The organism is Mesorhizobium sp. WSM3224, assembly GCF_000427725.1.
GTDB lineage: Bacteria > Pseudomonadota > Alphaproteobacteria > Rhizobiales > Rhizobiaceae > Mesorhizobium.
In genome coordinates, this window is sequence record NZ_ATYO01000036.1 from 14,032 (window position 1) to 38,125 (window position 24,094).

At 63.5% G+C, this 24,094-nt stretch carries 25 protein-coding genes and 1 pseudogene; 15 read left to right on the plus strand and 11 right to left on the minus strand.

Annotated features, from left to right (window positions below; all coding sequences use genetic code 11):
* Positions 1–96: 96 nt before the first annotated feature.
* Positions 97–1,227 carry a metallophosphoesterase gene (locus YU3_RS0131315; RefSeq protein WP_036259976.1) on the minus strand — a complete coding sequence of 377 codons (1,131 nt, stop codon included), beginning with the start codon at positions 1,225–1,227 and terminating at the stop codon, positions 97–99.
* Positions 1,228–1,342: 115 nt separating this feature from the next.
* Here YU3_RS0131315 and YU3_RS0131320 point away from each other — a divergent pair, with 115 nt between their 5' ends.
* Complete coding sequence (locus YU3_RS0131320; RefSeq protein WP_027169897.1) at positions 1,343–1,936, plus strand: hypothetical protein; 594 nt, start codon at positions 1,343–1,345, stop codon at positions 1,934–1,936.
* A 79-nt stretch (positions 1,937–2,015) separates the two neighbouring features.
* Here YU3_RS0131320 and YU3_RS0131325 read toward each other — a convergent pair whose 3' ends face one another.
* Positions 2,016–2,642 (minus strand): TetR/AcrR family transcriptional regulator, encoded by a 627-nt coding sequence (locus YU3_RS0131325; protein WP_051334169.1) that lies wholly within the window; start codon positions 2,640–2,642, stop codon positions 2,016–2,018.
* 23 nt (positions 2,643–2,665) lie between these two features.
* Between YU3_RS0131325 and YU3_RS0131330 the strand changes: the two genes are divergently transcribed.
* Complete coding sequence (locus tag YU3_RS0131330) at positions 2,666–3,550, plus strand: NIPSNAP family protein (protein ID WP_348631199.1); 885 nt, start codon at positions 2,666–2,668, stop codon at positions 3,548–3,550.
* On the opposite strand, the gene YU3_RS37900 is transcribed toward YU3_RS0131330, so the two are convergent.
* Both YU3_RS37900 and choX read right to left on the minus strand, forming a co-directional pair.
* Positions 3,551–4,387: an alpha/beta hydrolase gene (locus YU3_RS37900; protein WP_036259979.1), complete on the minus strand. Its 837-nt coding sequence runs from the start codon at positions 4,385–4,387 to the stop codon at positions 3,551–3,553.
* Entirely contained in the window at positions 4,384–5,322 is a 939-nt protein-coding gene (gene choX / locus YU3_RS0131340; RefSeq protein ID WP_027169900.1) for a choline ABC transporter substrate-binding protein, read from the minus strand. Before choX ends, YU3_RS37900 begins: the two co-directional genes overlap by 4 nt.
* Positions 5,323–5,405: 83 nt before the next feature.
* Between choX and betI the strand changes: the two genes are divergently transcribed.
* The 4 genes from betI to YU3_RS0131365 all read left to right on the plus strand — a co-directional run bounded on the left by betI (position 5,406) and on the right by YU3_RS0131365 (position 9,109).
* Positions 5,406–6,056 (plus strand): transcriptional regulator BetI, encoded by a 651-nt coding sequence (gene betI, locus YU3_RS0131345; protein WP_027169901.1) that lies wholly within the window; start codon positions 5,406–5,408, stop codon positions 6,054–6,056.
* 121 nt (positions 6,057–6,177) lie between these two features.
* Positions 6,178–7,575 carry a class II fumarate hydratase gene (gene fumC, locus YU3_RS0131350; protein WP_027169902.1) on the plus strand — a complete coding sequence of 466 codons (1,398 nt, stop codon included), beginning with the start codon at positions 6,178–6,180 and terminating at the stop codon, positions 7,573–7,575.
* Between the two features lie 405 nt (positions 7,576–7,980).
* Entirely contained in the window at positions 7,981–8,403 is a 423-nt protein-coding gene (locus tag YU3_RS0131355) for a DoxX family protein (protein WP_027169903.1), read from the plus strand.
* A gap of 283 nt (positions 8,404–8,686) precedes the next feature.
* Positions 8,687–9,109, plus strand: coding sequence for a DoxX family protein (locus tag YU3_RS0131365; protein WP_027169904.1), 423 nt, complete (start codon positions 8,687–8,689; stop codon positions 9,107–9,109).
* A gap of 7 nt (positions 9,110–9,116) precedes the next feature.
* On the opposite strand, the gene ppx is transcribed toward YU3_RS0131365, so the two are convergent.
* Complete coding sequence (gene ppx / locus YU3_RS0131370; protein ID WP_027169905.1) at positions 9,117–10,652, minus strand: exopolyphosphatase; 1,536 nt, start codon at positions 10,650–10,652, stop codon at positions 9,117–9,119.
* The gene (locus tag YU3_RS0131375) at positions 10,649–12,844 is read right to left on the minus strand and encodes an RNA degradosome polyphosphate kinase (protein WP_027169906.1); all 2,196 of its coding nucleotides are present in this window, start codon (positions 12,842–12,844) and stop codon (positions 10,649–10,651) included. The genes ppx and YU3_RS0131375 overlap by 4 nt, the downstream gene beginning before the upstream one ends.
* Before the next feature lie 248 nt (positions 12,845–13,092).
* On the opposite strand from YU3_RS0131375, the gene YU3_RS0131380 reads away from it, so the two are divergent.
* From YU3_RS0131380 to YU3_RS0131395, 4 genes are all read left to right on the plus strand, one after another.
* Positions 13,093–13,338, plus strand: coding sequence for a zinc-finger domain-containing protein (locus tag YU3_RS0131380; protein WP_027169907.1), 246 nt, complete (start codon positions 13,093–13,095; stop codon positions 13,336–13,338).
* Positions 13,339–13,354: 16 nt separating this feature from the next.
* Entirely contained in the window at positions 13,355–14,587 is a 1,233-nt protein-coding gene (locus tag YU3_RS0131385) for an FAD-dependent monooxygenase (RefSeq protein ID WP_027169908.1), read from the plus strand.
* Positions 14,588–14,648: 61 nt separating this feature from the next.
* Entirely contained in the window at positions 14,649–14,948 is a 300-nt protein-coding gene (locus YU3_RS39940; protein WP_084508439.1) for a BrnT family toxin, read from the plus strand.
* Positions 14,926–15,249, plus strand: a complete 324-nt coding sequence (locus YU3_RS0131395; RefSeq protein ID WP_027169910.1) for a BrnA antitoxin family protein — start codon at positions 14,926–14,928, stop codon at positions 15,247–15,249. The genes YU3_RS39940 and YU3_RS0131395 overlap by 23 nt, the downstream gene beginning before the upstream one ends.
* A gap of 9 nt (positions 15,250–15,258) precedes the next feature.
* Here the strand turns inward: YU3_RS0131395 and YU3_RS0131400 are convergent, their stop codons facing one another.
* The 5 genes from YU3_RS0131400 to YU3_RS0131420 form a co-directional block, all read right to left on the minus strand.
* Positions 15,259–15,924 carry a TIGR02117 family protein gene (locus YU3_RS0131400; protein ID WP_027169911.1) on the minus strand — a complete coding sequence of 222 codons (666 nt, stop codon included), beginning with the start codon at positions 15,922–15,924 and terminating at the stop codon, positions 15,259–15,261.
* 110 nt (positions 15,925–16,034) lie between these two features.
* The gene (locus tag YU3_RS0131405) at positions 16,035–16,838 is read right to left on the minus strand and encodes an amino acid ABC transporter ATP-binding protein (RefSeq protein ID WP_051334165.1); all 804 of its coding nucleotides are present in this window, start codon (positions 16,836–16,838) and stop codon (positions 16,035–16,037) included.
* Positions 16,839–16,912: 74 nt separating this feature from the next.
* Positions 16,913–18,070, minus strand: coding sequence for an amino acid ABC transporter permease (locus YU3_RS0131410; protein ID WP_027169913.1), 1,158 nt, complete (start codon positions 18,068–18,070; stop codon positions 16,913–16,915).
* Positions 18,071–18,074: 4 nt separating this feature from the next.
* A complete protein-coding gene (locus tag YU3_RS0131415) occupies positions 18,075–19,262 on the minus strand; it encodes an amino acid ABC transporter permease (protein ID WP_027169914.1) in 1,188 nt (395 codons plus the stop codon).
* 57 nt (positions 19,263–19,319) lie between these two features.
* Positions 19,320–20,348, minus strand: coding sequence for an amino acid ABC transporter substrate-binding protein (locus YU3_RS0131420; protein WP_027169915.1), 1,029 nt, complete (start codon positions 20,346–20,348; stop codon positions 19,320–19,322).
* A 465-nt stretch (positions 20,349–20,813) separates the two neighbouring features.
* Between YU3_RS0131420 and YU3_RS0131425 the strand changes: the two genes are divergently transcribed.
* From YU3_RS0131425 to YU3_RS40970, 5 genes and pseudogenes are all read left to right on the plus strand, one after another.
* Positions 20,814–21,986, plus strand: a complete 1,173-nt coding sequence (locus YU3_RS0131425; RefSeq protein ID WP_027169916.1) for a cystathionine beta-lyase — start codon at positions 20,814–20,816, stop codon at positions 21,984–21,986.
* Between the two features lie 145 nt (positions 21,987–22,131).
* Positions 22,132–22,815 (plus strand): RNA polymerase sigma factor, encoded by a 684-nt coding sequence (locus YU3_RS0131430; RefSeq protein ID WP_051334166.1) that lies wholly within the window; start codon positions 22,132–22,134, stop codon positions 22,813–22,815.
* Between the two features lie 108 nt (positions 22,816–22,923).
* On the plus strand, positions 22,924–23,451 hold the full coding sequence (locus YU3_RS0131435) for a DUF4142 domain-containing protein (RefSeq protein WP_027169918.1): 528 nt from the start codon (positions 22,924–22,926) through the stop codon (positions 23,449–23,451).
* Positions 23,448–23,756, plus strand: coding sequence for a cupredoxin family copper-binding protein (locus YU3_RS0131440; RefSeq protein ID WP_027169919.1), 309 nt, complete (start codon positions 23,448–23,450; stop codon positions 23,754–23,756). The genes YU3_RS0131435 and YU3_RS0131440 overlap by 4 nt, the downstream gene beginning before the upstream one ends.
* A 149-nt stretch (positions 23,757–23,905) precedes the next feature.
* A pseudogene (locus YU3_RS40970) lies at positions 23,906–24,094 on the plus strand (hypothetical protein); the annotation flags it as partial.

A 24,094-nucleotide genomic window follows, 5' to 3' on the forward strand; every position in this document is an offset into this window, starting at 1 on the left:
CGCAGCCGCGGCGAACCCTAACCGGATTGCGTTGCCCGATGCAACCGCGCCCGCAGGAGATCACCTCGGGCGGGAACCCGCCGCGAGGCGGCCTCTTCATGTCTGGAATTGTTTGGTGAAGGCGTTGGTGAAAACGATCTCGCCGTGGTCCCCGGCCGCTTCGCCCAGCACCACGTCCATGTTGTCGGCCGTGACCCGCGCCAACGCGAAACCGCCCATATAAGCCGCCTTCGGCTTGACCAGATCGAGCCCGTCGCGCTGGTAAATCATCGGCACTTCATGCTGGTGGCCATGGAAAACGGCAATGACATTGTAGCCCTTGATCGCCGCCAGCAGCGCCTGGCGGTCGGCCTCGCCCCACCAATGCGGGCGGCCGGTTCCATCATCGTCAAATGTGCGTTTCACCGGATCCCAGCGTTCGATCGAGAAAGTGTCCCAGCCATAGTGCTGGAACAGGACGACCGGCCGGCCGTCGCCGGCATAGGTGGCGAGGTCCTGCTTGAGCCAGGGCAGGCTGCTCGGCGCGCCATGGCCGATGTCGCCGGCGAAGCGGTGCATCTGGACGAGATGCAGGCCGCCCCAATCCCAGGAATAGCAGTCGGTGTCGACGTCGTAATTGGTCGCCGGCACTGGCGGCTTGAAGAACACGCCGGGGCGATGATTGACCTCGACATAGTCGCGCAGTTCGCGGCGATACCAGTCGACATGCGGCGGCGAGCCGTTCTGGTCGAGATCGTGGTTGCCGAGCCCGACATAGACGGGAATATGGACGCGGCCTGGTCCGACGCCTTCCTGATAGCGCTGGGAGAACTGCAAAAGCTGCGTGCCTTCGCTGGGCTCGGTGACCTGGCCGCCACCATCGTCGGTGATGTCGCCGCCGGTAACGAGGCCGAGCGGCGTGCCGATACGGATGCCGGCCGAATGCAGGCCGGTGGCAACGCCGTTGATCTCGGCCGGCCACTTCTTGTCGGCAATGGCGTTCAGCGCCGCCACGTTGCGCAGAAGTGCTGCATCGGTCTTACCTTCCTGCTCGCAATGCGGGCTTAGGCCGCTCGCCATGCGGCAGGCATGGATATCGGCGATGAAGAGGAAGGTGGCGTCGATCGGCTGGATGCGCTTTCCGGTCTGGCCGAAGGCCACGCGCGGGAAGACGCCGGCCGCAGCGAGACATCCCATCTTGGCGATGAGGATGCGGCGCGAAACGGTAGCTGGCGAAGAGCGATCCATCGTCACTTGATTAAACATCCTCGAACCGCGTCGTCCAGTTCAAGAAAAGCTCTTGGGTCGACAGCGCGGCGGGGGTCTGTCATTGCTTTGGAGCATGCATCCAGGGGAGGAAGGCATGAAAAATCCGACGACCGGCATGGCGCTCGCCATGCTCGCCTTTGCCGGCACAGCGCAGGCCGCAACTTGCGTCGACGCCAAATCCGCAAAGGCCGGCTTCGTGCTCGAAAAGGCCGGCATCCGCAGCGAGTTCCGGCCGGCGCCCGGCGGCATGGTCGCGGTCACCAACAAATACCAGTCGGATTCGCCGCAGACGCAATATCTCTATGCCGGGCTGATCGAGGTGTTCCGCGACAGCGACACCGGGCGGCTGTCGATGATCCCGCTCGGCGACATCAAAAAGCTGTTCCCGCTGAAGGCGGGCGCCAAGAGCAAGACCGAATTCGCGCGGCTATCTTCGAAAAAGCCGCCGAAGAGCACCGAAACGCTGGCGCTTACCGTCAAGGGCAAGGACACCTACAAGCTCGGGGACTGCAAATACAATGTACTCGTGGTCGGCGAAACGATCACCGGCGATTCCGGCGCGGTCATCGACAGCTTCACCGCGCTCTATTCGCCGGACCTGCAAGCGGTGCTGGCACGGCGCTACGATGAAGGAACGAGCGCGCAGAGCGAGGTGGGGTTCGAGACTATCAAGCCGCTGGCGGAGTGAGGCTGGCTTTCTTCGGTTCTCAGGCGAAGGCGATCCTTCACACCCCCTGTCCTGCTGGACAGAGCGGGGTGCTGTCCCGCTAACTTTCCAGAATTGTCGATCGCAGCAATACCCTACGGCGTCGCTTCCCCGTCAGTCGGCCTGGCGATGGCTGAATGCTCTCTAATTCCCTCAAACAGTCCCTCAACGCGCCCGCATCCTGCGCCGTCTTGGCCATCGACATGGCGCCGGAATAAACCGCAACCGTGAGTGCGGCAAAGCGGTCGGGATCGGTCCCGCCCTCCCCGCCGCTCATCTGGTCGGCCCGGATCTTGTCGGCGATCGCCCGCCGCCAATCGGCGAAGACACTGGCGAGCGCCAGGCGGAATTCATCGTCGGCCAGCGACAATTCATGCGCGAGGTTGTTGAGCGGACAGCCGCGCACATAGCCCTGTTGCTCAAGCTCCGCAGCCACCGCCATAAACACGGCCCGCACGCCTTCGCGGGCCGTGGATGCCGCCAGCACCGGCTCGATCCAGGTCTCCTGGACCGCGGCCGCCACCCGTTCCTCGATCACCGCCAGCGCAAGCGCCTTCTTGGTCGGGAAATGGTGGTGCAGCGCGCCGCCGGTGACGCCGGCCGCCGCCATCAGATCGCCGAGGCTCGAGCCGTGATAGCCGCGCGCCTGGAAGGAGTCTTCCGCCACGTCGAGCACGCGGCGGCGCATGCCTTCCGGGTCATTGGTGCGCTTTGTGCGCATCGCGCGCGACTGCGCTGCAATCTCTCCTGACATTGCATCACGATATCAGATTGACAAAACAGGACAACCGGTCTGTTTATAAAACAGGACAATCACCCTGTTTTGAGATTCCGATCATGAACCGATCTTCTCGCCTTGCCTCGCCCGTGGTGGAACTGCGGCAATACACGCTGAAGCCCGGCAAACGCGAAACGCTGATCGCGCTGTTCGATCGCGAGCTCGTCGAAACGCAGGAGGCGACGGGCATGACCGTCATCGGCCAGTTCCGCGACCTCGACCGCCCCGACATGTTCGTCTGGCTGCGTGGTTTCGACGACATGACGGCGAGAAAGGACGCGCTGAGCGCCTTTTATGACGGGCCGGTCTGGGCAGCGCATCGCGATGCCGCCAATGCGACGATGATCGATTCCGACGACGTGCTGTTGCTGAAGCCGGCATGGCAGGGCGCAGGGTTCGACCTGTCAGGGTTGCGGCGCCCGGCAGCCGACGAGACCGAAAATATAAACGGCGGGAGCCGCTTGCCTGGCTTTGTTGAGATTTCGATTCATCATTTGCGGCCAGGCGTTGAGGCCGGCTTTGCCGAGCGCTTCCAGGCGGAAGCGGTTCCGCAACTCGTGGCTAACGGCGCACGGTTGCTCGGCGCCTTCATCAGCGAGCATGCCGAAAACACGTTCCCGCGTTTGCCGGTGCGCGCCGCTGAAAACGTCTTCATCACCGTCACCAGTTTCAATGATGGCGGTACCCATGCCGGCCATCAGGCCGCCCTCGCCGCTTCGCTGGAATGGCTGGCGATCCGCGAAACGCTGCAAGCTGTCGCCACAAAACCGGCAGAAACGTTGCGCCTGACGCCTACCGCCCGATCGCTGTTGCGATAGTCACCCCGCAGGCAACATGCCGGCTATCGCCTCGGCGACAGAGGCCGGATCTTCCCAATGCGGGTTGTGCCCGCAATCCTGCGCCCACACCAGACGCGATCCGGCCAGCGCTTGGGCCAGCGCCTGCTGGTGCGCCGCGCCGAAAAGCGGATCGCGCCCGCCGGCGATGATCAGCGCCGGGACCTGCACGGCGCGGGCCGCGGCGGTCAGGTCGGTGCGGCCGACTTCTTCGAGAATGGCGCGCCAGCGCGCCGCTGGGATCGCGGAGGCGTCCTTCGCGAGGCCGGCGAGAAAAGCCCGCGGCACGCCCGGCTGGCAGGCGTGCCACCACTCAAAGAAGGGATCGCCCGGCGAGATCGGATCGCGCAACGCGGCGACGCCATCGGTCAGCTGGTGATCTCGTGCGAAATCGGGCTTCAGCGCGCTGGCCACGATCACCAGCCCGCCGATCAGCTCCGGATGCCGCGCGGCCAGCACGATCGACACCATGCCGCCCAGCGAATGGCCGACGACGACCGGCCGGTCGAGCCGCAGGCGCCGGATCAGCCCGGCGATGCCGCCGGCGAAATCGGCTACGCCGTAGCCCTCGCCCGCCTGCGAGGCGCCATGGCCGCGCAGGTCCGGCATGATCAGCCGGCGACCGGAGAGATGCGGCGCCAGCAGCGAGAAGCTGCGGCTGGTGTCGGTGAAGCCATGCACAAGGACAAGCGGCGGCTCCGAACCGGGGATCTCGACATAGGCAAGGTCGAGGCCATCGACATCGACGATCCGCTTGCGGCCGGCCCAGGCGGTCTGCTCGACCTCCTGCGCCCGAAAGTCCGATGGCGTCGGCCTCACAGCCCGAGCTTTTCCTTGACCGCGGCAAGGCCGGGCTTGCCGTCGAAGGTGGTGACGCCTGCGAGCCAGGCATCGAGGCAATCCTTGTGCAAAGCGATCGACTTCAGCGCCCCGTCCTCCGGCTTCATGCCGTCATTGATTAGGTAGCCCATACCGACATTCTCCATGTCGATGTCGAAGGTGAGGTTCTTGAGGAACTGCGCGACATTCGGGCATTCCTGCAGGTAACCCTTGCGCACCTGCGTCGTCACCGTCGCGGCTCCAAAATTCGGGCCGAAGAACTTGTCGCCTCCGGTCAGGTACTTGAAGTCGTACATCATGTTCATCGGGTGCGGCGCCCAGCCCTGGAAGACGATGAACTGCTTCTCCTTGATCTCGTAGCCGACCTCCGAGAGCATGCCGGCTTCACTCGACTCGACCACCTGCCAGCCGTCGAGGCCGAACTTGGGATCCGCGATGGCGTCCATCATCAGCTGGTTGGAACCGGGCTCGATGCCGTACATTTTCTTGCCGAACTTGTCGGCGAATTTGTGCAGGTCCGACAGGTCCTTGACGCCGGCGTCCCAGACATAGGTCGGCACGGCGAAGGTGTATTTGGCGCCGACCAGATTGACGCGCACATTCTCGATCGAGCCGTCCTTCTTGTAGGGCTCGTAGTAGGTGACCATCGCCGGATCCCAGTAGCCGAGGAACAGGTCGAGGTCCTTGTTCTTCATGCCCTCGTATATGACGTTGATGCCGAGCACCTCGCTCTGCGGCTCGTAGCCGAGCGCCTGGAGCAGGACCTTGGCCACGCCCGTGGTGAAGGCGAGATCGTTCCAGCCGGGCTCCGCCATGCGGACCGCTTTGCAGCCCTCGGCTTCGGCGGCTCGGGCCGCCTGGGAAGCCAGCATCAAAGCCGCGACGCAGACGCCATTCGCAAGCATGCGCAACATTCCGGTTCTCCTCATGTCGATTATCTTGACCAACTGGTCATATTATTGTCCCATTGGTCAATGATTGATCTGGGCGGGCGAAAATGTCAACATGGATTCGCCATGCATGGATCGGTCCGGTGAAACTCACGCGTCTCAGCGACATACGCCGCAAGGAGCTGCGGCAGGCGGCTTTCGCCGTTCTGGAACGCGAAGGCATTGCCGGCGCGACGCTGGAAAAGGTCGCGGCCCAGGCCGGTGCCTCGAAAGGCATCGTGCTGCATTATTTTCGCAACAAGCAGGAACTGTTCGAGCACGCCATGCGCGAGGCCAACGCCGTGCTATGCTTTGCGGTGATCGCCCGGCTCCGGCGGGCGCGGACGTCGATGGAACGGCTCGACGCGGTGATCGAGGGCAATTTCGAGGAGCACCTGTTCCTGCCACCGCTCTGCCACGCCTGGCTGTCGCTCTGCGCCGAGGTGCCGCGCGACGAGAAGCTGGCGCGCATCCAGAAGGTCATCCATGCGCGCATGCGCTCGAACCTGTTGTCCGGCCTGCGCGGCCTCGCTTCGCCGGAACTGGCCGAGGAGATCGTGCTCGGCGTCACCGCATTGATCGACGGGCTGTGGCTCAGGCTCGGCCTACAGCCCGGCAGCGTTACGCGCGAGCAGGCGGTGCGCCAGGTCAAGGATTTCGTCGCGGGGCGGCTTGCCCTGCGCCAGCCCGCGCCCGTCGGCATGGCCTCGGCCGGATAAAGGGGAGAAGGACAGGCGCCACCTTCAACCGATTTGCATCCTGCCCGCCCGCAATCTCCGCTTGAAGGGTTTTGTGCGACGCGATACGCCCTTGCCCAAATCGACAGACCGGAGACTTCCAGTGAGCGCTCAAAAGACCAGAACCGAAACCGATACGTTCGGTCCTATCGAGGTCGCGGCCGACCGCTATTGGGGCGCTCAGGCGCAGCGTTCTCTGGGCAATTTCAAGATCGGCTGGGAAAAGCAGCCGGCTTCGATCGTGCGCGCGCTCGGCATCGTCAAGCGCGCCGCGGCGGAAGTGAACATGGAGATGAAGCGGCTCGATCCCGCCATCGGCAAGGCGATCGTGGACGCCGCGCAGGAAGTCATCGACGGCAAGCTCGACGAGCATTTTCCACTGGTGGTGTGGCAGACGGGCTCGGGCACGCAGTCCAACATGAACACCAACGAGGTGATCTCCAACCGGGCGATCGAGATGCTCGGTGGCGTCATGGGCTCGAAGAAGCCGGTGCATCCCAACGACCACGTCAATATGAGCCAGTCGTCGAACGACACGTATCCGACGGCCATGCATATCGCCTGCGCCGAGCGGGTCGCGCACCATCTGATCCCGGCGCTGCACCATCTGCACAAGGCGCTCGACGCCAAGGCGCGCGCCTTCAACCACATCATCAAGATCGGCCGCACCCACACGCAGGACGCCACGCCGCTGACCCTTGGCCAGGAATTCTCGGGCTATGCGGCGCAGGTCTCATCCTCGATCAAGCGCATCGAGCAGACGCTGCCCGGCCTGCAGGAACTGGCGCAGGGCGGCACCGCCGTCGGCACCGGGCTCAACGCGCCGGTCGGCTTTGCGGAGAAAGTCGCGGACCGCATCGCTTCCATCACCGGGATTTCCTTCGTCACCGCGCCGAACAAATTCGAAGCGCTCGCGGCGCACGATTCCATGGTGTTCTCACATGGCGCGATCAACGCGGCGGCGGCGGCACTGTTCAAGATCGCCAACGACATCCGCTTCCTCGGTTCCGGCCCGCGCTCGGGCCTCGGTGAACTGTCGCTGCCGGAGAACGAGCCGGGCTCCTCGATCATGCCCGGCAAGGTCAATCCGACCCAGTGCGAGGCGCTGACGCAGGTCTGCGTGCAGGTGTTCGGCAACAACGCCGCGCTGACCTTCGCCGGCAGCCAGGGCCATTTCGAGCTCAATGTCTACAACCCGCTGATGGCCTATAATTTCCTGCAGTCGGTGCAGTTGCTGGCCGACGCTTCCGTGTCCTTCACCGACAATTGCGTGGTCGGCATCGAGGCGCGGGAGGACAACATACGAGAGGCATTGAACCGCTCGCTGATGCTGGTGACTGCGCTCGCGCCGACCATCGGCTACGACAACGCCGCCAAGATCGCCAAGACCGCGCACAAGAACGGCACGACCTTGCGCGAGGAAGCCCTGGCCACCGGGCTGGTCAACGAAGCCGATTACGACCGGCTGGTGCGGCCCGAGGACATGACCCATCCGGGGTGAAGCCTTCGTTGTTGCAGCCATAGCCTCGCGACGTCGTCATTCCAGGGCGCAGCAGGAACGAAGCTCCGTCGCGGAGACCCTGGAATCCATGCCGTTACCTAGGGCGAAGGGCGCAGCGGAGCAAAACCTGCACCGCGGCGGCCGCTTTTGACGTCACGGAATGGATCCTCGGGTCTGCGCCGCGTCGCTTTGCTCCTTGCTTCGCCCGTGGATGACGAAGCGACAGGGATTTTGCGGCAGCACAATTTGCTTCCCGAATCCGATCCGCCGACATGATTTTCGCGCGCGCCCGCGAATGTCAGGAACATCTTTTCTGTGAACGATGTGTCACCGGATAAGTAGCTTTGGTGAACAGTCTCCATCGTCTATCTGACGGACCATTCAAACCCCATTCGGAGACTCGCCATGTCCATCAACACTTCCACCGCTGCCGCCAGCACCGCTTCCAACGGCTCCACCACGATCCTGCTTGGCCGCGTCCTGCTTGCCGTCATCTTCCTGCTTTCCGGCTTCGGCAAGCTCACCGCCATTTCCGGCACTGCGGGCTATTTCGGCGCCCTCGGCCTGCCGCTACCGACGGTCACGGCCGTTGTCGTCGGCCTGATCGAATTGCTCGGCGGCCTTGCCATCCTGCTCGGCTTCCAGACCCGGATCGCCGCCTGGGTGCTCGCCGTATTCACGATCGCCACCGGTCTGGTCGCGCACACCGGCTGGGCCGACCAGATGCAGATGATCCAGTTCCTCAAGAACCTCGCCATCACCGGCGGCTTCATCCTGCTCGCTTCTTCCGGCGCCGGCGCCTATTCGATCGACGCCAAGCGCGGCTGAGCTTGCCGGACGCAATTCCGGACGGAAGGCTACGGCCAAAGCATGTCGCCCAGAAGTGCGCAGCGGTTCTGGGCGACGACATGCATCAAAACAATGACTTTAAAGCGCGTCGCCTGAATCCGTTTCAGCGCGACGCGCTTTAAAGTCGCCGAGCCTGACCGCTCCACCAAGCCTCAAACGCAAGCGGCGCGGAATTTTCCGCGCCGCTTTTTCGTTTTCTGAAGTGCAGGCGTAAACTGCGCCGCAAGTCGGTACAATCCCGGTACCGGCAAGGGAGGTGGACATGGTCCGCAACGCACTGCTTCTGGTCTCGCGACTGCTGCTTGCCGCGCTCTTCGTACCCTCAGGCTTCCAGGCGCTGACCAACATCACCGGCACGATCAGCTATTTCGCCAGTCTCGGCTTGCCGTTGCCGACCTTGGCCGCGTGGGGCACGGGTCTTTTCGAGATGATCGCCGGCCTGCTCATCCTTGTCGGCTTCCAGACGCGGATTGTGGCGCTCTTGCTTGCCGCCTTCTCAATCGTCGCCGGCTTCATCGGCCATTACGGCCAGGACGCGGACGATGCGACTTTAGCCTTTATGCACCAGCAGATGCTGATGAAGGACATTGCCATTGCCGGCGGTTTCCTGGCGCTCGCCATGTCCGGCGCCGGTGCGTGGTCGGCGGACGGGCGTGGCTTCGGTATCGGCGCCGAGGTGACCTGAGCCGGCTCTATTTTACAGAAACGCTCGGGCCGCCTTCAACCGCCAGCACCAAGCGCCGGTTGGTGATGCGCGCGAGTTGCGCCAGCCGGCCGGCCGGGCGTTCGCCGTAGAGGTCCGAAAGCGACGCCGGCAGAACCAGCGCCAGCGCACCGTTTCCGCGGTTCTCCCATTTCAGGCGTGGCATCACGCCCGGCATCGCCGCCGTCAGCAGGTAGACGACGCGCATCAGCGCCGCCAGCACGCGCGCGCGCTCGAGCATGCGCGGCGGCGCCAGCGCCTTGATCTCGGGCGCGATGCCATCGTTGAAGATGCCGTCATGGCGGTAGGCGCTGGCTAAAGCCAGATAGGCGCGGCCGGGATGATCGACGCCGATGAAGGAGGCATGCGCGATGATGTTGAGGGACTGCCTGCCGCGATATTCGGGATGCGCGCGCCAACCGATGTCGGCGAGCAGGCAAGCGGCATGGCGATAGCGCGCCTCGTCCACCGTCTCGTCGATGCCGAAGGCCTTGAAGGCCTTGCCGGTCCATTCGACCAGGTCATGCGCGTGGTGCACCGAGCGCGAGCGCAGCAGCGCCAGTTCCTCGGCTGCCGAAATCAGCGGGTCGGCCTTCTGCTCGGCCGCGTCGAGCAGCGAATAGAGAAAGCCTTCGCGCACGCCTTGCGCCGAGACGACGATCTTCGACGGCTGCATCACCGACATGATCTCCTGCAGCACCACGGCGCCGTAAGGCAGCAACGAGCGGCGGTTCTTGGAGACGCCCTCGATGCCTTTGACCTTCTCGATCTCGGCCTTTGCCACTTGCTTGAGGAAGCTCACCGCACTTTCGGCTGATATCTCGTAATGATGCATGACGCCGAGCGGGTAGTTGGTCATCTCCATATGCAGCCTGGCAAGGTTTCGCCAGGTGCCGCCGACGGCGTAGAAGACCCTGCCCTGCCCGCCCTTCAAGAGCTTCGCCCGGGCCAGCTCCTGGCGCGCGATCTTCTGCGCCTGGGCGAGCGAGTTCCTGGCCATGTCCTGCAGGCGCAGGCCGCCGAGCGGCAGCGTGATGCCGTCGCCGATCGCTTCGCCGTTGATGTCGACCAGCTCGAGGCTGCCGCCGCCAAGGTCGCCGGCGATGCCGTTGGCCGGATGGAAGCCGGAAATGACGCCGAGCGCCGAATAATGGGCCTCCTGCCGCCCGGACAGCACCCGGATCTCGGTCTTCAGCACGTCCTCGGCGCGGTGGATGAAATCGGGACCGTTGCCCGCCTCGCGCGCGGCGGCGGTGGCCAGCACATACATGTGCTCTGCACCCGCCTGGTCCGAAAGCGCGCGGAAGCGGCGGAACTCCTCCATCGAGCGCGTCACCGCCTCGGGGTCGAGCTTGCCCGTCGAAACGATGCCGCGGCCAAGGCCGGCCAGCATCTTTTCGTTGAACAGCAGCGTCGGCGAGCGCGCCAGCCCTTCATAGACGACGAGGCGGATCGAGTTCGACCCGATGTCGATGATCGACAGCGGACGCCGGTCCTGAAGCCGGCCCTGGGAAACTGAAATCACGCGGCGGCGTTCTTCTTGCGGCGCTTGAACTGAGCAATGCGCCTGGGAGCATGCGATTTCAGCGCGTCGCCCCGTCCGGAAAGGCTCGGATTGGTCATGAAATATTCCTGCGCGTTGAACGGTTCCTCGCCCTCTTCCAGCATAACGCGCCGGGAGGTGCCGTCAGCCAATACGTCGAAACTTTGCTGGTTGTCCATGATGTTGCCCAGCATGATCTGGCCAAGCACCTGTTCATGCACAGTTGGATTGGTGATCGGCACCAGGGTCTCGACGCGGCGGTCGAGATTGCGCGGCATCATATCGGCGGACGAGATGTAGACGATCGCCTCATCCGACGGCAGGCCATGGCCGTTGCCGAAGCAGAAGATGCGGCTGTGCTCGAGGAAACGGCCGACGATCGACTTCACCCGGATGTTCTCCGACAGGCCCGGCACCTGCGGCCTCAGGCAGCAGATGCCGCGCACGACGAGGTCGATCTCGACGCCGGCGCGGCTGGCGTCGTAAAGCGCATCGATGATGATCGGGTCGACCAGCGCGTTCATCTTCATCCAGATTCGCGCCGGCCGTCCTTCGTGCGCATGGACGACTTCCTCGGCGATGTGCTTCAGGATGCGCTCGCGCAGCGTGAAGGGCGACACGGCAAGACGCATCTCCTCGGCCGGTTCGGCATAGCCGGTGATGAAGTTGAAGAGCTGCGCGACATCGCGCGCGATCGTCCGGTCGGTGGTGAAGAAGGACAGGTCGGTGTAGATGCGGGCGGTGACCGGGTGGTAGTTGCCGGTGCCGAGATGGACGTAATTGCGCAGCCGGCCGTCCTCGCGCCGCACGATAAGCGACATCTTGGCGTGGGTCTTTAACTCCAGGAAGCCGAACACGACCTGGACGCCGGCGCGTTCGAGGTCGCGGGCCCAGCGGATGTTGGCCTCCTCGTCGAAACGCGCCTTGAGCTCGACCAGCGCCGTGACTGATTTACCGGCCTCGGCGGCGTCGATCAGCGCACGCACGATCGGGCTGTCATTCGAGGTCCGGTAAAGCGTCTGCTTGATCGCCACCACTTCGGAATCGGCCGCCGCCTGGCGCAGGAACTGCACCACCACGTCGAAGGATTCGTAGGGGTGGTGGACGACGATGTCCTTCTCGCGAATGGCGGCCAGGCAATCGCCGCCATGCTCGCGGATGCGTTCGGGGAAACGCGGATTGTAGGGCGTGAATTTCAGGTCGTCGCGCGGAATGGCGACGATCTCGGAGATCTGATTGAGCGCCAGCGGGCCGGTCAAGACGCTGATGCGGCTCGACGAGACGCCGAGCTCGCCGGCGACGAAATCGCGCAGCGCGGCCGGCATCAGCGTGTCGAATTCGATGCGGATCACCGAGCCGCGGCGGCGGCGCTTCAGCGCCGTCTCGAACAGGCGCACGAGGTCTTCCGACTCTTCTTCCACCTCGATATCGCTGTCGCGGATGATGCGGAACGTGCCGGAGCCCTTGACCTCGTAGCCGGGGAAAAGCTTGCCGATATAGATGCCGACCACCTCCTCCAGCGGAATGAAGCGGACGTGGTGCTTGCGGTCGGGCAGGCGGATGAAGCGCCTGAGCGCCACCGGCAGGCGCAAGAGCGCGCTCATCTCCTCGCCATTCTTGCGATGGCGCAGTTGCAGCGCGATCGAAAAGCCAAGATTGGGGATGAACGGGAACGGATGCGCCGGGTCGATCGACAGCGGCGTCAGCACCGGGAAAACCTGTTCCTGGAAATGGTCTTCCAGCCAGTTCTTCTCGTCCTTGGTGAGCGCATCGCGGGTGATGCTCTCGATGCCTTCCTTGTTGAGCAACGCCATCAGCGCCGAGAGGCTTTTCTGCTGGTCTTCCTGCAGGCGCTCGACCTCGCGCAGCAATTGCTCGAGCTGCTGCTCGGGGGTACGGCCGTCGGGGCTCTTCAGCGCGATGCCTTCGCGCACCTGGCCGGCAAGGCCGGCGACGCGGACCATGAAGAATTCATCGAGATTGGCCGCCGAAATCGACAGGAAGCGGACGCGTTCGAGCAGCGGATGATGCTCGTTCAGCGATTCCTCCAGCACACGGCGGTTGAATTGCAGCCAGGAGAATTCGCGGTTGACGAAACGGTCGGGATTGCCGCCGTCCGGGCTTGCCGCCTCGACGGTGATGAACTCGCTCTGCACCGGCTTCAGTTCGTTCATGGTTTCCTTGCCCGCAACCGTCTCTTTTGCCGCGCCATACGCTGCCGGACGCGTAATAGACGCTCTAACACGCTTTCATTACGCATGATCCGTCACGGAATCGCTTCGACACCGGCCTCATGCGCTTAACCGGCTCAACTTATCCTCTGCCAGCCTTTTGCGACAGTTTGATTTCATCGATCTTGCAAACCGGCCTGTTATGATCCAGATGCAGACTGGTCACTGGCCGAACTCAATTGGAGACGACGATGGCAGGCGGTAGCATTCCCCATTTCCAGAACGACGCGGGCCATCCGGTCATCGAGATCGGCGTCAAGGAATTCATGTGCACCGGCGCCAACCCGCCCTTCGACCATCCGCATGTGTTCCTCGACATGGGCGACGACAACGAAAAGGTCTGCCCTTACTGCTCGACGCTTTATCGCTATTCGCCGTCGCTGAAGGCGACGGAAACGCAGCCGGCCGGCTGCCTCTATGTCGATCAGGCGGCCTGAGCTTTTTTCCCCGACCATGAATGAGACACGGTCCCGGCAAATCGTCATCGCCGGGGCTGGCATCGCCGGACTGACGGCAGCGCTCGCCTTTTCGGCGCGCGGCTTCCCGGTGAAACTGTTCGAGCAGGCCAATCAGCTCGAAGCGGCCGGCGCCGGTCTCCAGCTTTCCCCCAATGCGACCCGCATCCTGCGCCAGCTCGGCGTCCTCGATCGCCTGCTGCCCAACGCGGTCCGGCCGGAAGCGGTGGTGCTGAAGGATGCGAGAAGCCTGCGTGAGCTGGCGCGCGTACCGCTTGGAGCATCCGGTGAAAGTCGCTGGGGCGCGCCCTATCTAGTGGCGCATCGCGCCGACCTGCAGGCGGCGCTGATGGCTGCGGCGGCGGAACGGCCCGATATCGAGCTTGTCACCGGCGCGCGGGTGATCGGCATCGCCGTCGACCCGCAAAGCGTAACCGCGACGGTCGAGACCGACGGCAAGGCCGCGCAAGTCGCAGGCGGCCTGCTGGTCGGAGCGGACGGCGTGTGGTCCTCGGTTCGCGCCGAGTTAGCCCGGACCGTCGGCTTTGCGATAAGCCGCTTCTCCGGCGAACTGGCCTGGCGGGCGACGATCCCGGCGCAAAGCGCCGCCGGCCAGGCTTTTGCGCAAATCGCCGCCGCCGACTGCGTCACCACCTTCCTGCATGCCGGCTTCCACATGGTCGCCTATCCGGTGAGCAAGGGCAGCGCTTTCAACCTGGCAGCTTTCACCAAGGGCGAGCGCATCGCCGAAGGCTGGTCCGGCCATGCCGACCCGGCCATTCTGTCCCATGCGATGCGTGGCACCGCAGCGATGCTCGCAAGGCTCGTGGCGCTGGCGGGGCTATGGACAGCGTTTCCGATCCACACCGTCGAGCAGCGCCGCTGGACGATGCCGGAAGGCATCGCGCTGATCGGCGACGCCGCGCATGCCATGACGCCGTTCGCAGCGCAGGGCGCGGCAATGGGCATAGAGGACGCCTCGACGCTCGCCAATTTGGTCGCCGACTCCCCCGGCGATCCGGCTCGAAGCCTCACTGTCTGGGAAAATCTTCGACGGCCGCGCGTCGAGAGGGTGCTGAAACGCGGAGCGCTCAATCGGCTGGCGTGGCACGCATGGGGGCCTGTGGCGATCGCGCGCAATGTGGTGCTGGCGACGCGACCGGCGGAGAGGCTCGCGGCGGACCTGGATTGGCTCTATGGCTGGGAGGAGCGGAAGGTTGCGAGGCGGTAGGCCCCTACAGCCGCCCTTGACGTAATGGCTATTTGTAGTTACATTTTCGTGGTTACACTGGATGAGTGAATTGAGATTTGAGTGGGATCTGGAGAAAGCCGGGTCCAATCTGAGCAAGCACGGCGTGAGTTTCGAGACCGCCGTTCGCGTTTTCTCCGATCCGTTCGCACTGACGGAGCAAGACAGGATAGAAGGCGGTGAATATCGTTGGCAGACGACCGGTCTGGTTGATGGCGCACTTGTATTGCTGGTTGCCCATACCGATTGGGAAGAACATGGAGACGAAGTGATCCGCATCATTTCAGCGCGGCGGGCAACGACGAGAGAAAGGAGACGTTATGCGGAAAATCGTTCGGTATAAATTCGACCCTGCAAACCCGCCTCCGCTGACCGAAGTCCAGAAAGCGGAAATCGCGGCGCTAAAGGCACGTTCGGAGGATGATGTCGATACGAGCGACATCCCCGAACTGAGCGAAGAATTCTGGCAGAGCGCTGTCCGAAATCCGTATTTCAAGCCGATCAAGCAGCAACTGACCCTTCGCCTGGATTCGGATCTGGTGGCTTGGTTCAAGAGACGCACACCCGATGGCCGCGGTTACCAGAGCGCGATCAATAAGGCATTGCGCGAATATGTGGCGAAGCAGGACCGCAAGGCCGGCTGATCATAGAAGCTAGTCATACAGCTGCAACGACCACCATAGCGAAACCGGCACCGGGTTCCACCAGCCGGTACGGAGGCCGGCGGTGCGCAGTGCCGCCGCCGTCCAGGTGTTGCAGCCGACCAACGCGTTGAAATGGCCGTTGGCCTCGTAGAAGCGGTCGTAGGTTGAGTAGCCTGCATTGTCGATGGCAACCGGGCCATTCGCGCCGTTCTGGAAGCTCGCCGCGATGTAGTCGATGAGTGCCGCGAAATGCGCCTCGTCGATGTCGAAGCCGGCGACATCGGGATGCGGCTCAAGAATCGCGCCGGCGATATCGACATGCATCACCGAGGCGTCCAGCGTCAGCGCCTTCAGCACCGGCACGGCTTTCAATTGCGACCAGGTCGGCGTCTCCAGATAGAAGGCTCGGCCGCCCCAGCCGAAGACGATGTAGCGCGCCTGCGGCGCATCGGTCGGCAGGCCGGCAGCGGTGAGGAAGGCAAAGCGCCGGCGCACGCCGTAGTCGAGGGGGATGGCGATGTCGGTGTGGATCGCGTTCTTCAGCACAAGGATGCGCCGCGTGCCTTCGCCGCCCGCGGCGGCAGGCAGGAGCGGGCGCGGCACCAGCGTGCCGAGCACGGCAGCCAAGGCCACCGCGACAACCAGCGCCGCCAGGAAACGCAGGGATCTTCTCATCGGGCGTGGCGGTTCCGTCGCGTTGCAATCAGTCGATCACTAGTCGATAGCCCAAATGCAAAAAAGCCCGGCCGCGACGGCCGGGCTTTCGAAATCGATATGGTGCCCGCTCAGTGCAGGATCTGCGACAGGAAGAGCTTCGTGCGCTCGTGGCGCGGGTGGTCGAAGAACTCGGCCGGCGTGTTCTGCTCGACGATCTGGCCCTGATCCATGAAGATCACCCGGTTGGCGACCTTGCGGGCAAAGCCCATCTCGTGGGTGACGCAGAGCATGGTCATGCCCTCTTCCGCCAGCCCTACCATCGTCTCCAGCACTTCCTTGATCATTTCGGGATCGAGCGCCGAGGTCGGCTCGTCGAACAACATGATGCGCGGGTTCATGCATAGCGAGCGCGCGATCGCGACGCGCTGCTGCTGACCGCCGGAGAGCTGGCCGGGGTACTTGTTGGCCTGCTCCGGGATCTTGACGCGCGTGAGGAAATGCATGGCGATTTCCTCGGCCTGCTTCTTCGGCATCTTGCGCACCCAGATCGGGGCCAGGGTGCAGTTCTCCAGGATGGTGAGGTGCGGGAACAGGTTGAAGTGCTGGAACACCATGCCCACCTCGCGGCGCACCTCGTCGATCTTCTTCAGATCGTTGGTGAGCTCCTTGCCGTCGACGATGATCTTGCCCTTCTGGTGCTCTTCCAGCCGGTTGATGCAGCGGATCATGGTCGACTTGCCGGAGCCGGACGGACCGCAGATGACGATGCGTTCACCGCGCATCACCTTGAGGTTGATGTCCTTCAAGACGTGGAACTCGCCATACCATTTGTGCATGCCGACGATGTCGATGGCGACATCGGTGGTCGAGATATGCATCTTCTTGGCATCGACCTTGATTTCTTCGGCGCTGACGGCGTTTTCGGTGGCCATGGCCAAATTCCCCTTTATCGTTGCATCTGATGCATGTCGTTACCCCAAGCCGCTACACTTTTGGGCGACACGCATCAGCGTTTGTAGCCGGTGTCGAGCCGGCGTTCGGTGTACATTGAATAGCGCGACATGCCGAAGCAGAACAGCCAGAACACGAAGGCGGCGAAGATCAGGCCGGACTTCGGGGTCTGCGGCGTCGCCCAGTTCGGATCGGCAAAATTCTGCTTCACCACCCCAAGCAGGTCGAACATCGAGATGATCAGGACCAGGCTGGTGTCCTTGAACATGCCGATGAAGGTGTTGACGATGCCCGGGATAACCAGCTTCAGCGCCTGCGGCAGCACGATCAGGCTCATCTTCTGCCAATAGCCGAGGCCGAGCGAGTCGGCCCCCTCATATTGTCCCTTCGGAATCGCCTGCAGCCCGCCGCGCACCACTTCGGCCATATAGGCGGCGGCAAACAGCGACACGCCGATCAACGCCCGCAGATACTTGTCGAAGGTGACGCCCGCGGGAAGGAACAGCGGCAGCATGACGCTGGCGAAGAACAGCACGGTGATCAACGGAATGCCGCGCACCGTCTCGATGAAGACGATGCAAAGCCATTTGATGATCGGCATCTTCGAGCGCCGGCCAAGCGCCAGCACGATGCCCATGGGCAACGAGACGGCGATGCCGACGAAGGAGAGGCTGAGCGTGACTAGGAGCCCACCCCAGCGCGAGGTCTCCACGACCGGCAAGCCGAACACGCCGCCGAGCAGCAGGAAGAAGGCGACGATCGGCAGCACGACGAACAGCAGGATCGCGTTCAACCCCTTGCGCGGCACGCGCGGGATCAGCATCGGCACCAACAGCGCCACGAACAGGATGGCGACCAGGATCGGCCGCCAGCGCTCCTCGATCGGATAGGTGCCGAACATGAACTGGCCGAACTTGGCGTTGACGAAGGCCCAGCAGGCGCCGGTCCAGCCCTCGGGCTGGATGCCGCCCTGCGCGGCGGTGGTGCACACCGTGCGGTCCGGCCCGGTCCACTGAGCGTTTATGAAGGCCCAGTTGACAACCTGCGGCACGATCCAGGCGACGATGGCAATGCCCAGGACGGTGAGGATGATATCCCCGACGGAGCCGACCAGGTTCTTGCGCACCCAAGCATAGGCGCCGCGTTCGCTGGGCGGCGCCGGCTGGGCCAGAGCCATCTCGGTGCGCACCCAAGCCATGTCGTGTTCCTGCATGGCCCTACCTCTCCACCAGCGCCATCTTGGCGTTGACCACGTTCATGACCGCCGAGGTCACCAGGCTCAGCACCAGATAGGCGATCATCATGATGAACACGCCCTCGACCGCCTGTCCCGTCTGGTTGAGCACCGTGCCGGCCGTGGCCGTGAGATCGGGATAGCCGATGGCGATCGCCAGCGAGGAGTTCTTGGTCAGGTTGAGATACTGGCTGGTGAGCGGCGGGATGACGATACGCATCGCCTGCGGCACAACGACGAGCCGCAGGATCGGTCCGGAGCGAAGGCCAAGCGCGCCCGCAGCCTCGGTCTGACCCTTGCTGACACCCCTGATGCCGGCGCGCACGATCTCGGCGATGAAGGCCGCGGTATAGAAAGAAAGCGCAAGCAAGAGCGACAGGAACTCCGGCTTGACCCAGAAGCCACCGGTCAGGTTGAAGGTCGACTGCTTCGGAAAATCGAGGGTGAGCGGCATTCCCGCAAGCAAGAAGGCGAGCAATGGCAGGCCGACGATCAGCGCGACCGATGTCCAGAAGACCGGAAATTGCTGACCGGTAGACATCTGCCTCTGGCGCGCCTTGCGGGCGACGAACCAGGCCATTGCCAGCGCGAGCAGGAAGGCGACGGCAATCAGCCACGAGCCGTCGCCCCATACCGCGCGGGGGAAATAAAAACCGCGCTGGTTCAGGAAGGAGCCGAACGGCAGGTGATAGCTCTCGCGCGGCGGCGGCAGCACGGCCAACACGCCGGAGTACCAGAAGAAGATGACCAGCAACGGCGGGATGTTGCGGAAGATCTCGACATAGACCGTGCAGATCTTGCGGATCAGCCAGTTCTGCGACAGGCGGCCGATGCCCACCGTGAAGCCGACAATGGTGGCAAGGACGATACCGACGACGGCGACGATGATCGTGTTGAGCAGGCCGACGACGAGGGCGCGGAAATAGGACGAGTCCGACGTGTAGGCGATCGGCGTGTCGGAAATGTCGAAGCCCGCCCTGCTCCTGAGGAACCCGAAGCCTGAAGCGATGTGCAGGCGCTGTAGGTTCTCGATGACGTTGTTGACGATCCACCAGATCGAGCCAAAGACAAGGATCACGACCAGCGTCTGGAAGAACAGGCTGCGTATTCTCGGGTCATTGATGAAGGAGCCGCGACTCGGCTCCTCGCGAAGGATTTCCTGCGAAGTCATGGACCGTCCCCTGGAAAGAGAAACCGGGAGGCAGATGCCCCCCGGATCACGTTTCAATCAGCGGATCGGCGGACCGTATTGCAGGCCGCCCTTGGTCCACAGCGCGTTGATGCCGCGCGCGATCTTGAGCGGGCTGCCCGAGCCGACATTGCGCTCGAACATTTCGCCGTAGTTGCCGACAGCCTTGATGATGTTGACGACCCAGTCGTTGGAGAGGCCTAGGTCGGCACCGTACTTGCCATCGGGCTCAGTGCCGAGGATACGCTGGATGTTGGGGTCGGTCGACGTCTTCATCTCGTCGACATTCGCCTGCGTGATACCGGCTTCCTCGGCGTTGAGCAGCGCGAAATACGTCCAGCGCGCGATATGCGCCCACTGGTCGTCGCCCTGGCGCACGGCCGGGCCGAGCGGCTCCTTGGAGATGATCTCGGGCAGCACGACATGGTCGGCCGGCGAGGAGAGCGTCAGGCGGATGCCGTAAAGGCCGGACTGGTCGGTGGTGTAAGCGTCGCAGCGACCTGCGTCATAGGCAGCGTTGACCTCTTCGAGCTTCTCGAACACGACGGGGTTGTATTCCATCTTGTTCTTCTTGAAGTAGTCGGCGAGGTTGAGCTCGGTCGTGGTGCCGCTCTGCACGCAGACGGCGGCGCCCGAAAGCTGCAGCGCGGAGTTCACGCCCGGCAGCTTCTTGGCGTTGATCATGAAGCCCTGGCCGTCATAATAGGTGACGCCGACAAAATCGAGGCCGAGCGCGCTGTCGCGGTTGCTGGTCCAGGTGGTGTTGCGCGACAGGATGTCGATCTCGCCCGACTGCAGGGCGGTGAAACGTTCCTTGGCGCTGAGCGGCGTGAACTTGACCTTGGAGGCGTCACCGAAGACGGCGGCCGCGACGGCGCGACAGAAATCCGCGTCGATGCCTTTCCAGTCACCCTTGTCGTCCGGCGCCGAGAAGCCGGCGAGGCCGGTCGAGACGCCGCACTGGATAAAGCCCTTCTGCTTCACGGTATCGAGCGTGCCGGCCGAAGCGGCGGACGCCATGAACCCGAGCGCGGCGGCGCCAAGAATGCCGATTGCAATGTGTTTCATGACCCACAGACCCTTTTCTGTTACAGGCGCCCCTGCTGCCAGGCGACGCTTGATCTTTTGTCGTTTGTGAATGCAGCTCCCACTTTAAGGCCACTCCCGGACCGGCATCGGTTGCCGACGCGCTGCCTCCCATTCACGAAACGCATCGAAGGCGATTATTCCTGTGAGGTCAAGGGAAATGACCGAATCCGAAGAGGTATGAAAAGCAATTGCCGCAAATGCCTGAATTGCGGACAAGAGCCCATGAAACCGGCAGGCCATGCGAACAAATCAGTCAAGTTACGGCCGCGTGAAACCATGATTCGCCGGCACAATCCGTCCCTGCAATAGCGGTGCTTTATTGGCCGCACGCGCCGTTGGATTGGCCTAGCGGAAGACCGGCCTTTGGCGGGCCCGGCGCGGTTGCGCGGGCTTTGCTGCCGCTTTATGGCTGATCTCCCGATATCATTCGACAGGCGACGAACCATGGCTAAGGACGGCATCGAAATGGGCGTCAACACGCTGCTTGCCCATTCCGGCAACAACCCGCGCGACTATTTCGGCTTCGTCAACCCGCCGGTCGTGCACGCCTCGACGGTGCTTTACCCAGATGCCGCCTCGATGGCCAGGCGTAGCCAGAAATACACTTACGGCACGCGCGGGACGCCGACGATGGACGCGCTCACGCTCGCCGTCGATGCGCTGGAAGGCTCGGCCGGCACCGTCGCGGTGCCTTCGGGACTGGCGGCGGTGACGGTGCCGCTCCTGATCTTCCTTGCCGCTGGCGATCACCTGTTGATCGTCGACAGCGTCTACCACCCGACGCGCCATTTCGCAGATACGATGCTGAAGCGGCTCGGCGTCGAGGTCGAATACTACGAGCCGCGCATAGGCGCCGGCATCGCTTCGCTGATCAAGCCCAACACCAGGGCGGTGTTCACGGAATCGCCGGGATCGAACACCTACGAGATGCAGGACATCCCGGCGATCGCCAGGGCCGCGCACGCCGCCGGCGCCATCGTGATGATGGACAATACCTGGGCGACGCCGCTCTATTTCAAGCCGCTCGCCCATGGCGTCGACATTTCGATCCAAGCGGCGACGAAATATCCCGCCGGCCATTCCGACGTGCTGCTCGGCCTGGTTTCGGCCAACGAGGCCTGCTGGACGAAGCTCTATGACGGCTTCTGCGCTCTCGGCTGCTGCTCTGGTCCGGACGATGTGTACCAGGTGCTGCGCGGCCTGCGCACGATGGGGGTGCGGCTTGAGCATCACCGCAAGAGCGCGCTCGATATCGCGCGCTGGCTGGAAGAGCAGCAGGGCGTCGCGCAGGTGTTGCATCCGGCGCTGGAAAGCCATCCCGACCATGCGCTCTGGAAGCGTGATTTCTGTGGCTCCAGCGGCGTCTTCTCGATCGTGCTCAAGGGTGGCGGGCAGAAAGCGCAGCATGCCTTCCTCGACGCGCTCAAGATCTTCGGCCTCGGCTATTCCTGGGGCGGCTATGAGAGCCTCGCCGTTCCGGTCTTCCTCGGCGACCGTACCATTGCCAAAGCAGCCTATGCCGGCCCGCTGATCCGCTTGCAGGTCGGCCTGGAGGATGTCGAGGATCTCAAGGCCGACATTCTGCGCGGGCTCGCTGCGGCTGCGGCCGCCAGGTGACAGGCTGATCGTCGGAGGGTTCCGCGCCAGCGGCAGACAAGCCTCGGCCGAAGCGCTAGCATGGCCCGCTCGACCAACTCGGGAACCTTTTGTCGGCAAGCGCATCCAATCGCGGATGTAACAGTTGCCGGGAGATCAGGGCGAGATGAGAAAGCCTGCTATCGAAGCTGCCGAAACAGGCGCGGCCGATGCCGACGACATGGCGTTGGTGCGCCGGGCGCTTGCACGCGATCCGGATGCGTTCCGCTCTATCATCAAGACGCACAACCAGCGGCTCTACCGCATCGCGCGCGGCGTGGTGCGCAACGACGCCGAGGCCGAGGACATCGTGCAGGAGGCCTATATGCGCGCCTTCGCCAATCTCGGCGCCTTTCGCGGCGAGGCGTCGCTTTCCACCTGGCTGTCGCGCATCGTCATCAACGAGGCGCTCGGCCGGCTGCGCAAGCGCAAGCGCATCGTGGCGATGCCCGAAAACCCGGAGGCGCAGATCATCCGGTTTCCCCTGAACCCAAGTGACGATCCGGAGCGGACGATGGCACAGCGGCAGATCCTGGGGCTTGTCGAGCGGGCGACCGACAGCCTTCCCGATGTCTATCGCACGGTTTTCGTCGCCCGCGTCATCGAGGGCCTGAGCATCGAGGAAACCGCCGACCTTCTGGGCGTGCGGCCTGAAACCGTGAAGACGAGGCTGCACCGGGCGCGAACGCTGGTGCGCAAGGCGCTCGACGACGAGATCGGCCCGGTGCTGCTGGACGCCTTCCCCTTCGCCGGCCAGCGCTGCGAGCGGCTGACGCAGGCGGTGATGAGAAGGCTGGGGTTCGAGGCCTAATTTCGGTCCCTGGCCGTTTTCCCGGGAACGTTTCGCCCCTCCCTGCATCCAATGGCAGTCAACACCAGATGAAGCCCGGGGCCAGCGCCGCCGGGCGAAGGAGATGCCATGTTTATGCGATCATCAACCGCCGCCCTCGCCGCCCTTTTCTTCGCGAGCACCGCGCCGCTGGCGCAAGCCGCCGAAAAGCCCACCGACCCGCAGATCGCCCACATCGCCTATACGGCCGACACGATCGACATCGAGGCGGCCAAGCTGGCGATCAAGAAGTCGAAGAACAAGGAGGTCGTCGACTTCGCCAAGGACATGGAGCGTGACCATGAGGCGGTGAACAAGCAGGCGCTCGACCTGGTGAAGAAGCTGAAGGTCACGCCCGAGGACAATGACACCAGCAAGGCGCTGGCCAAGGCCGCCAAGGAGGAGCGCGCCAAGCTGGCGAAGCTCAAGGGGGCTGACTTCGACAAGGCCTATATCGAGAACGAGGTCGCCTATCACAAGCAGGTCAACGGCGCGCTCGAAACCCTGCTCATCCCATCGGCAAGCAATGCCGAGTTGAAGAGCCTGCTGGAGACCGGCCTCAAGATCTTCCAAGGGCATGAGCAGCATGCCGAACATGTCGCCGGCATGCTGAAATGAGGCCGTTGCTTCTTGCCCCGGCGCTGGCGCTGGCGCTCGGCGCGTCGCCGGCGCTCGCGGCGACGATCGAGGTGACGATCGACAAGCTGGTTTTTTCGCCGGCAAACGTTCAGGCCAAGGTCGGCGATACGATCGAATGGACGAACAAGGATGTCCTCGCCCACACCGCCACTGTGAAAGGCGGCTGGGATGTGATGATCCCGGCAAAGTCGACGGGCAAGGTCACGCTGAAGGCGGCAGGAGCGGTCGACTATTTCTGCCGCTTCCATCCCAACATGAAGGGCCATGTCGAGGTGGCCCCTTAATCCGATCCGCCATCCTTGAGCGAGGCGCGGCGCGCCTCGCTCAACCTAAAGCGTGTCGCGCTGAAACGGATTCCACGGTACACGACAGTCAGGGTGAGAACGGGATGATGTGTTTGGATTGAAGATTCCTCAGCAAAGGATCTTCGCCCATGACACTGATTCATTCCGCTCTCATCGAGACGTTAGGTCGGCACTTTTCGCTAAGCAAGAGCCGGCTTGTGACGCTTGCGGTGCTGATCGCCGGACTTGCCCAGTCGCGTAGCGTCAACCTTTCGCATCTGGCCGTGCATCTGTGCGGTCCGGCGCGCCATGCCTCGAAGTATCGGCGGCTACAGCGG

Excerpts from the sequence above, each read along its gene's own strand:
- YU3_RS0131315 (WP_036259976.1), bottom strand. The coding sequence starts at position 1,227 with ATGGATCGCTCTTCGCCAGCTACCGTTTCGCGCCGCATCCTCATCGCC.
- YU3_RS0131320 (WP_027169897.1), top strand. The coding sequence starts at position 1,343 with ATGAAAAATCCGACGACCGGCATGGCGCTCGCCATGCTCGCCTTTGCC.
- YU3_RS0131325 (WP_051334169.1), bottom strand. The coding sequence starts at position 2,642 with ATGCGCCGCCGCGTGCTCGACGTGGCGGAAGACTCCTTCCAGGCGCGC.
- choX (WP_027169900.1), bottom strand. The coding sequence starts at position 5,322 with ATGTTGCGCATGCTTGCGAATGGCGTCTGCGTCGCGGCTTTGATGCTG.
- betI (WP_027169901.1), top strand. The coding sequence starts at position 5,406 with ATGTCAACATGGATTCGCCATGCATGGATCGGTCCGGTGAAACTCACG.
- YU3_RS0131355 (WP_027169903.1), top strand. The coding sequence starts at position 7,981 with ATGTCCATCAACACTTCCACCGCTGCCGCCAGCACCGCTTCCAACGGC.
- YU3_RS0131365 (WP_027169904.1), top strand. The coding sequence starts at position 8,687 with ATGGTCCGCAACGCACTGCTTCTGGTCTCGCGACTGCTGCTTGCCGCG.
- YU3_RS0131375 (WP_027169906.1), bottom strand. The coding sequence starts at position 12,844 with ATGAACGAACTGAAGCCGGTGCAGAGCGAGTTCATCACCGTCGAGGCG.
- YU3_RS0131380 (WP_027169907.1), top strand. The coding sequence starts at position 13,093 with ATGGCAGGCGGTAGCATTCCCCATTTCCAGAACGACGCGGGCCATCCG.
- YU3_RS0131385 (WP_027169908.1), top strand. The coding sequence starts at position 13,355 with ATGAATGAGACACGGTCCCGGCAAATCGTCATCGCCGGGGCTGGCATC.
- YU3_RS39940 (WP_084508439.1), top strand. The coding sequence starts at position 14,649 with ATGAGTGAATTGAGATTTGAGTGGGATCTGGAGAAAGCCGGGTCCAAT.
- YU3_RS0131395 (WP_027169910.1), top strand. The coding sequence starts at position 14,926 with ATGCGGAAAATCGTTCGGTATAAATTCGACCCTGCAAACCCGCCTCCG.
- YU3_RS0131400 (WP_027169911.1), bottom strand. The coding sequence starts at position 15,924 with ATGAGAAGATCCCTGCGTTTCCTGGCGGCGCTGGTTGTCGCGGTGGCC.
- YU3_RS0131405 (WP_051334165.1), bottom strand. The coding sequence starts at position 16,838 with ATGGCCACCGAAAACGCCGTCAGCGCCGAAGAAATCAAGGTCGATGCC.
- YU3_RS0131410 (WP_027169913.1), bottom strand. The coding sequence starts at position 18,070 with ATGCAGGAACACGACATGGCTTGGGTGCGCACCGAGATGGCTCTGGCC.
- YU3_RS0131415 (WP_027169914.1), bottom strand. The coding sequence starts at position 19,262 with ATGACTTCGCAGGAAATCCTTCGCGAGGAGCCGAGTCGCGGCTCCTTC.
- YU3_RS0131420 (WP_027169915.1), bottom strand. The coding sequence starts at position 20,348 with ATGAAACACATTGCAATCGGCATTCTTGGCGCCGCCGCGCTCGGGTTC.
- YU3_RS0131425 (WP_027169916.1), top strand. The coding sequence starts at position 20,814 with ATGGCTAAGGACGGCATCGAAATGGGCGTCAACACGCTGCTTGCCCAT.
- YU3_RS0131430 (WP_051334166.1), top strand. The coding sequence starts at position 22,132 with ATGAGAAAGCCTGCTATCGAAGCTGCCGAAACAGGCGCGGCCGATGCC.
- YU3_RS0131435 (WP_027169918.1), top strand. The coding sequence starts at position 22,924 with ATGTTTATGCGATCATCAACCGCCGCCCTCGCCGCCCTTTTCTTCGCG.
- YU3_RS0131440 (WP_027169919.1), top strand. The coding sequence starts at position 23,448 with ATGAGGCCGTTGCTTCTTGCCCCGGCGCTGGCGCTGGCGCTCGGCGCG.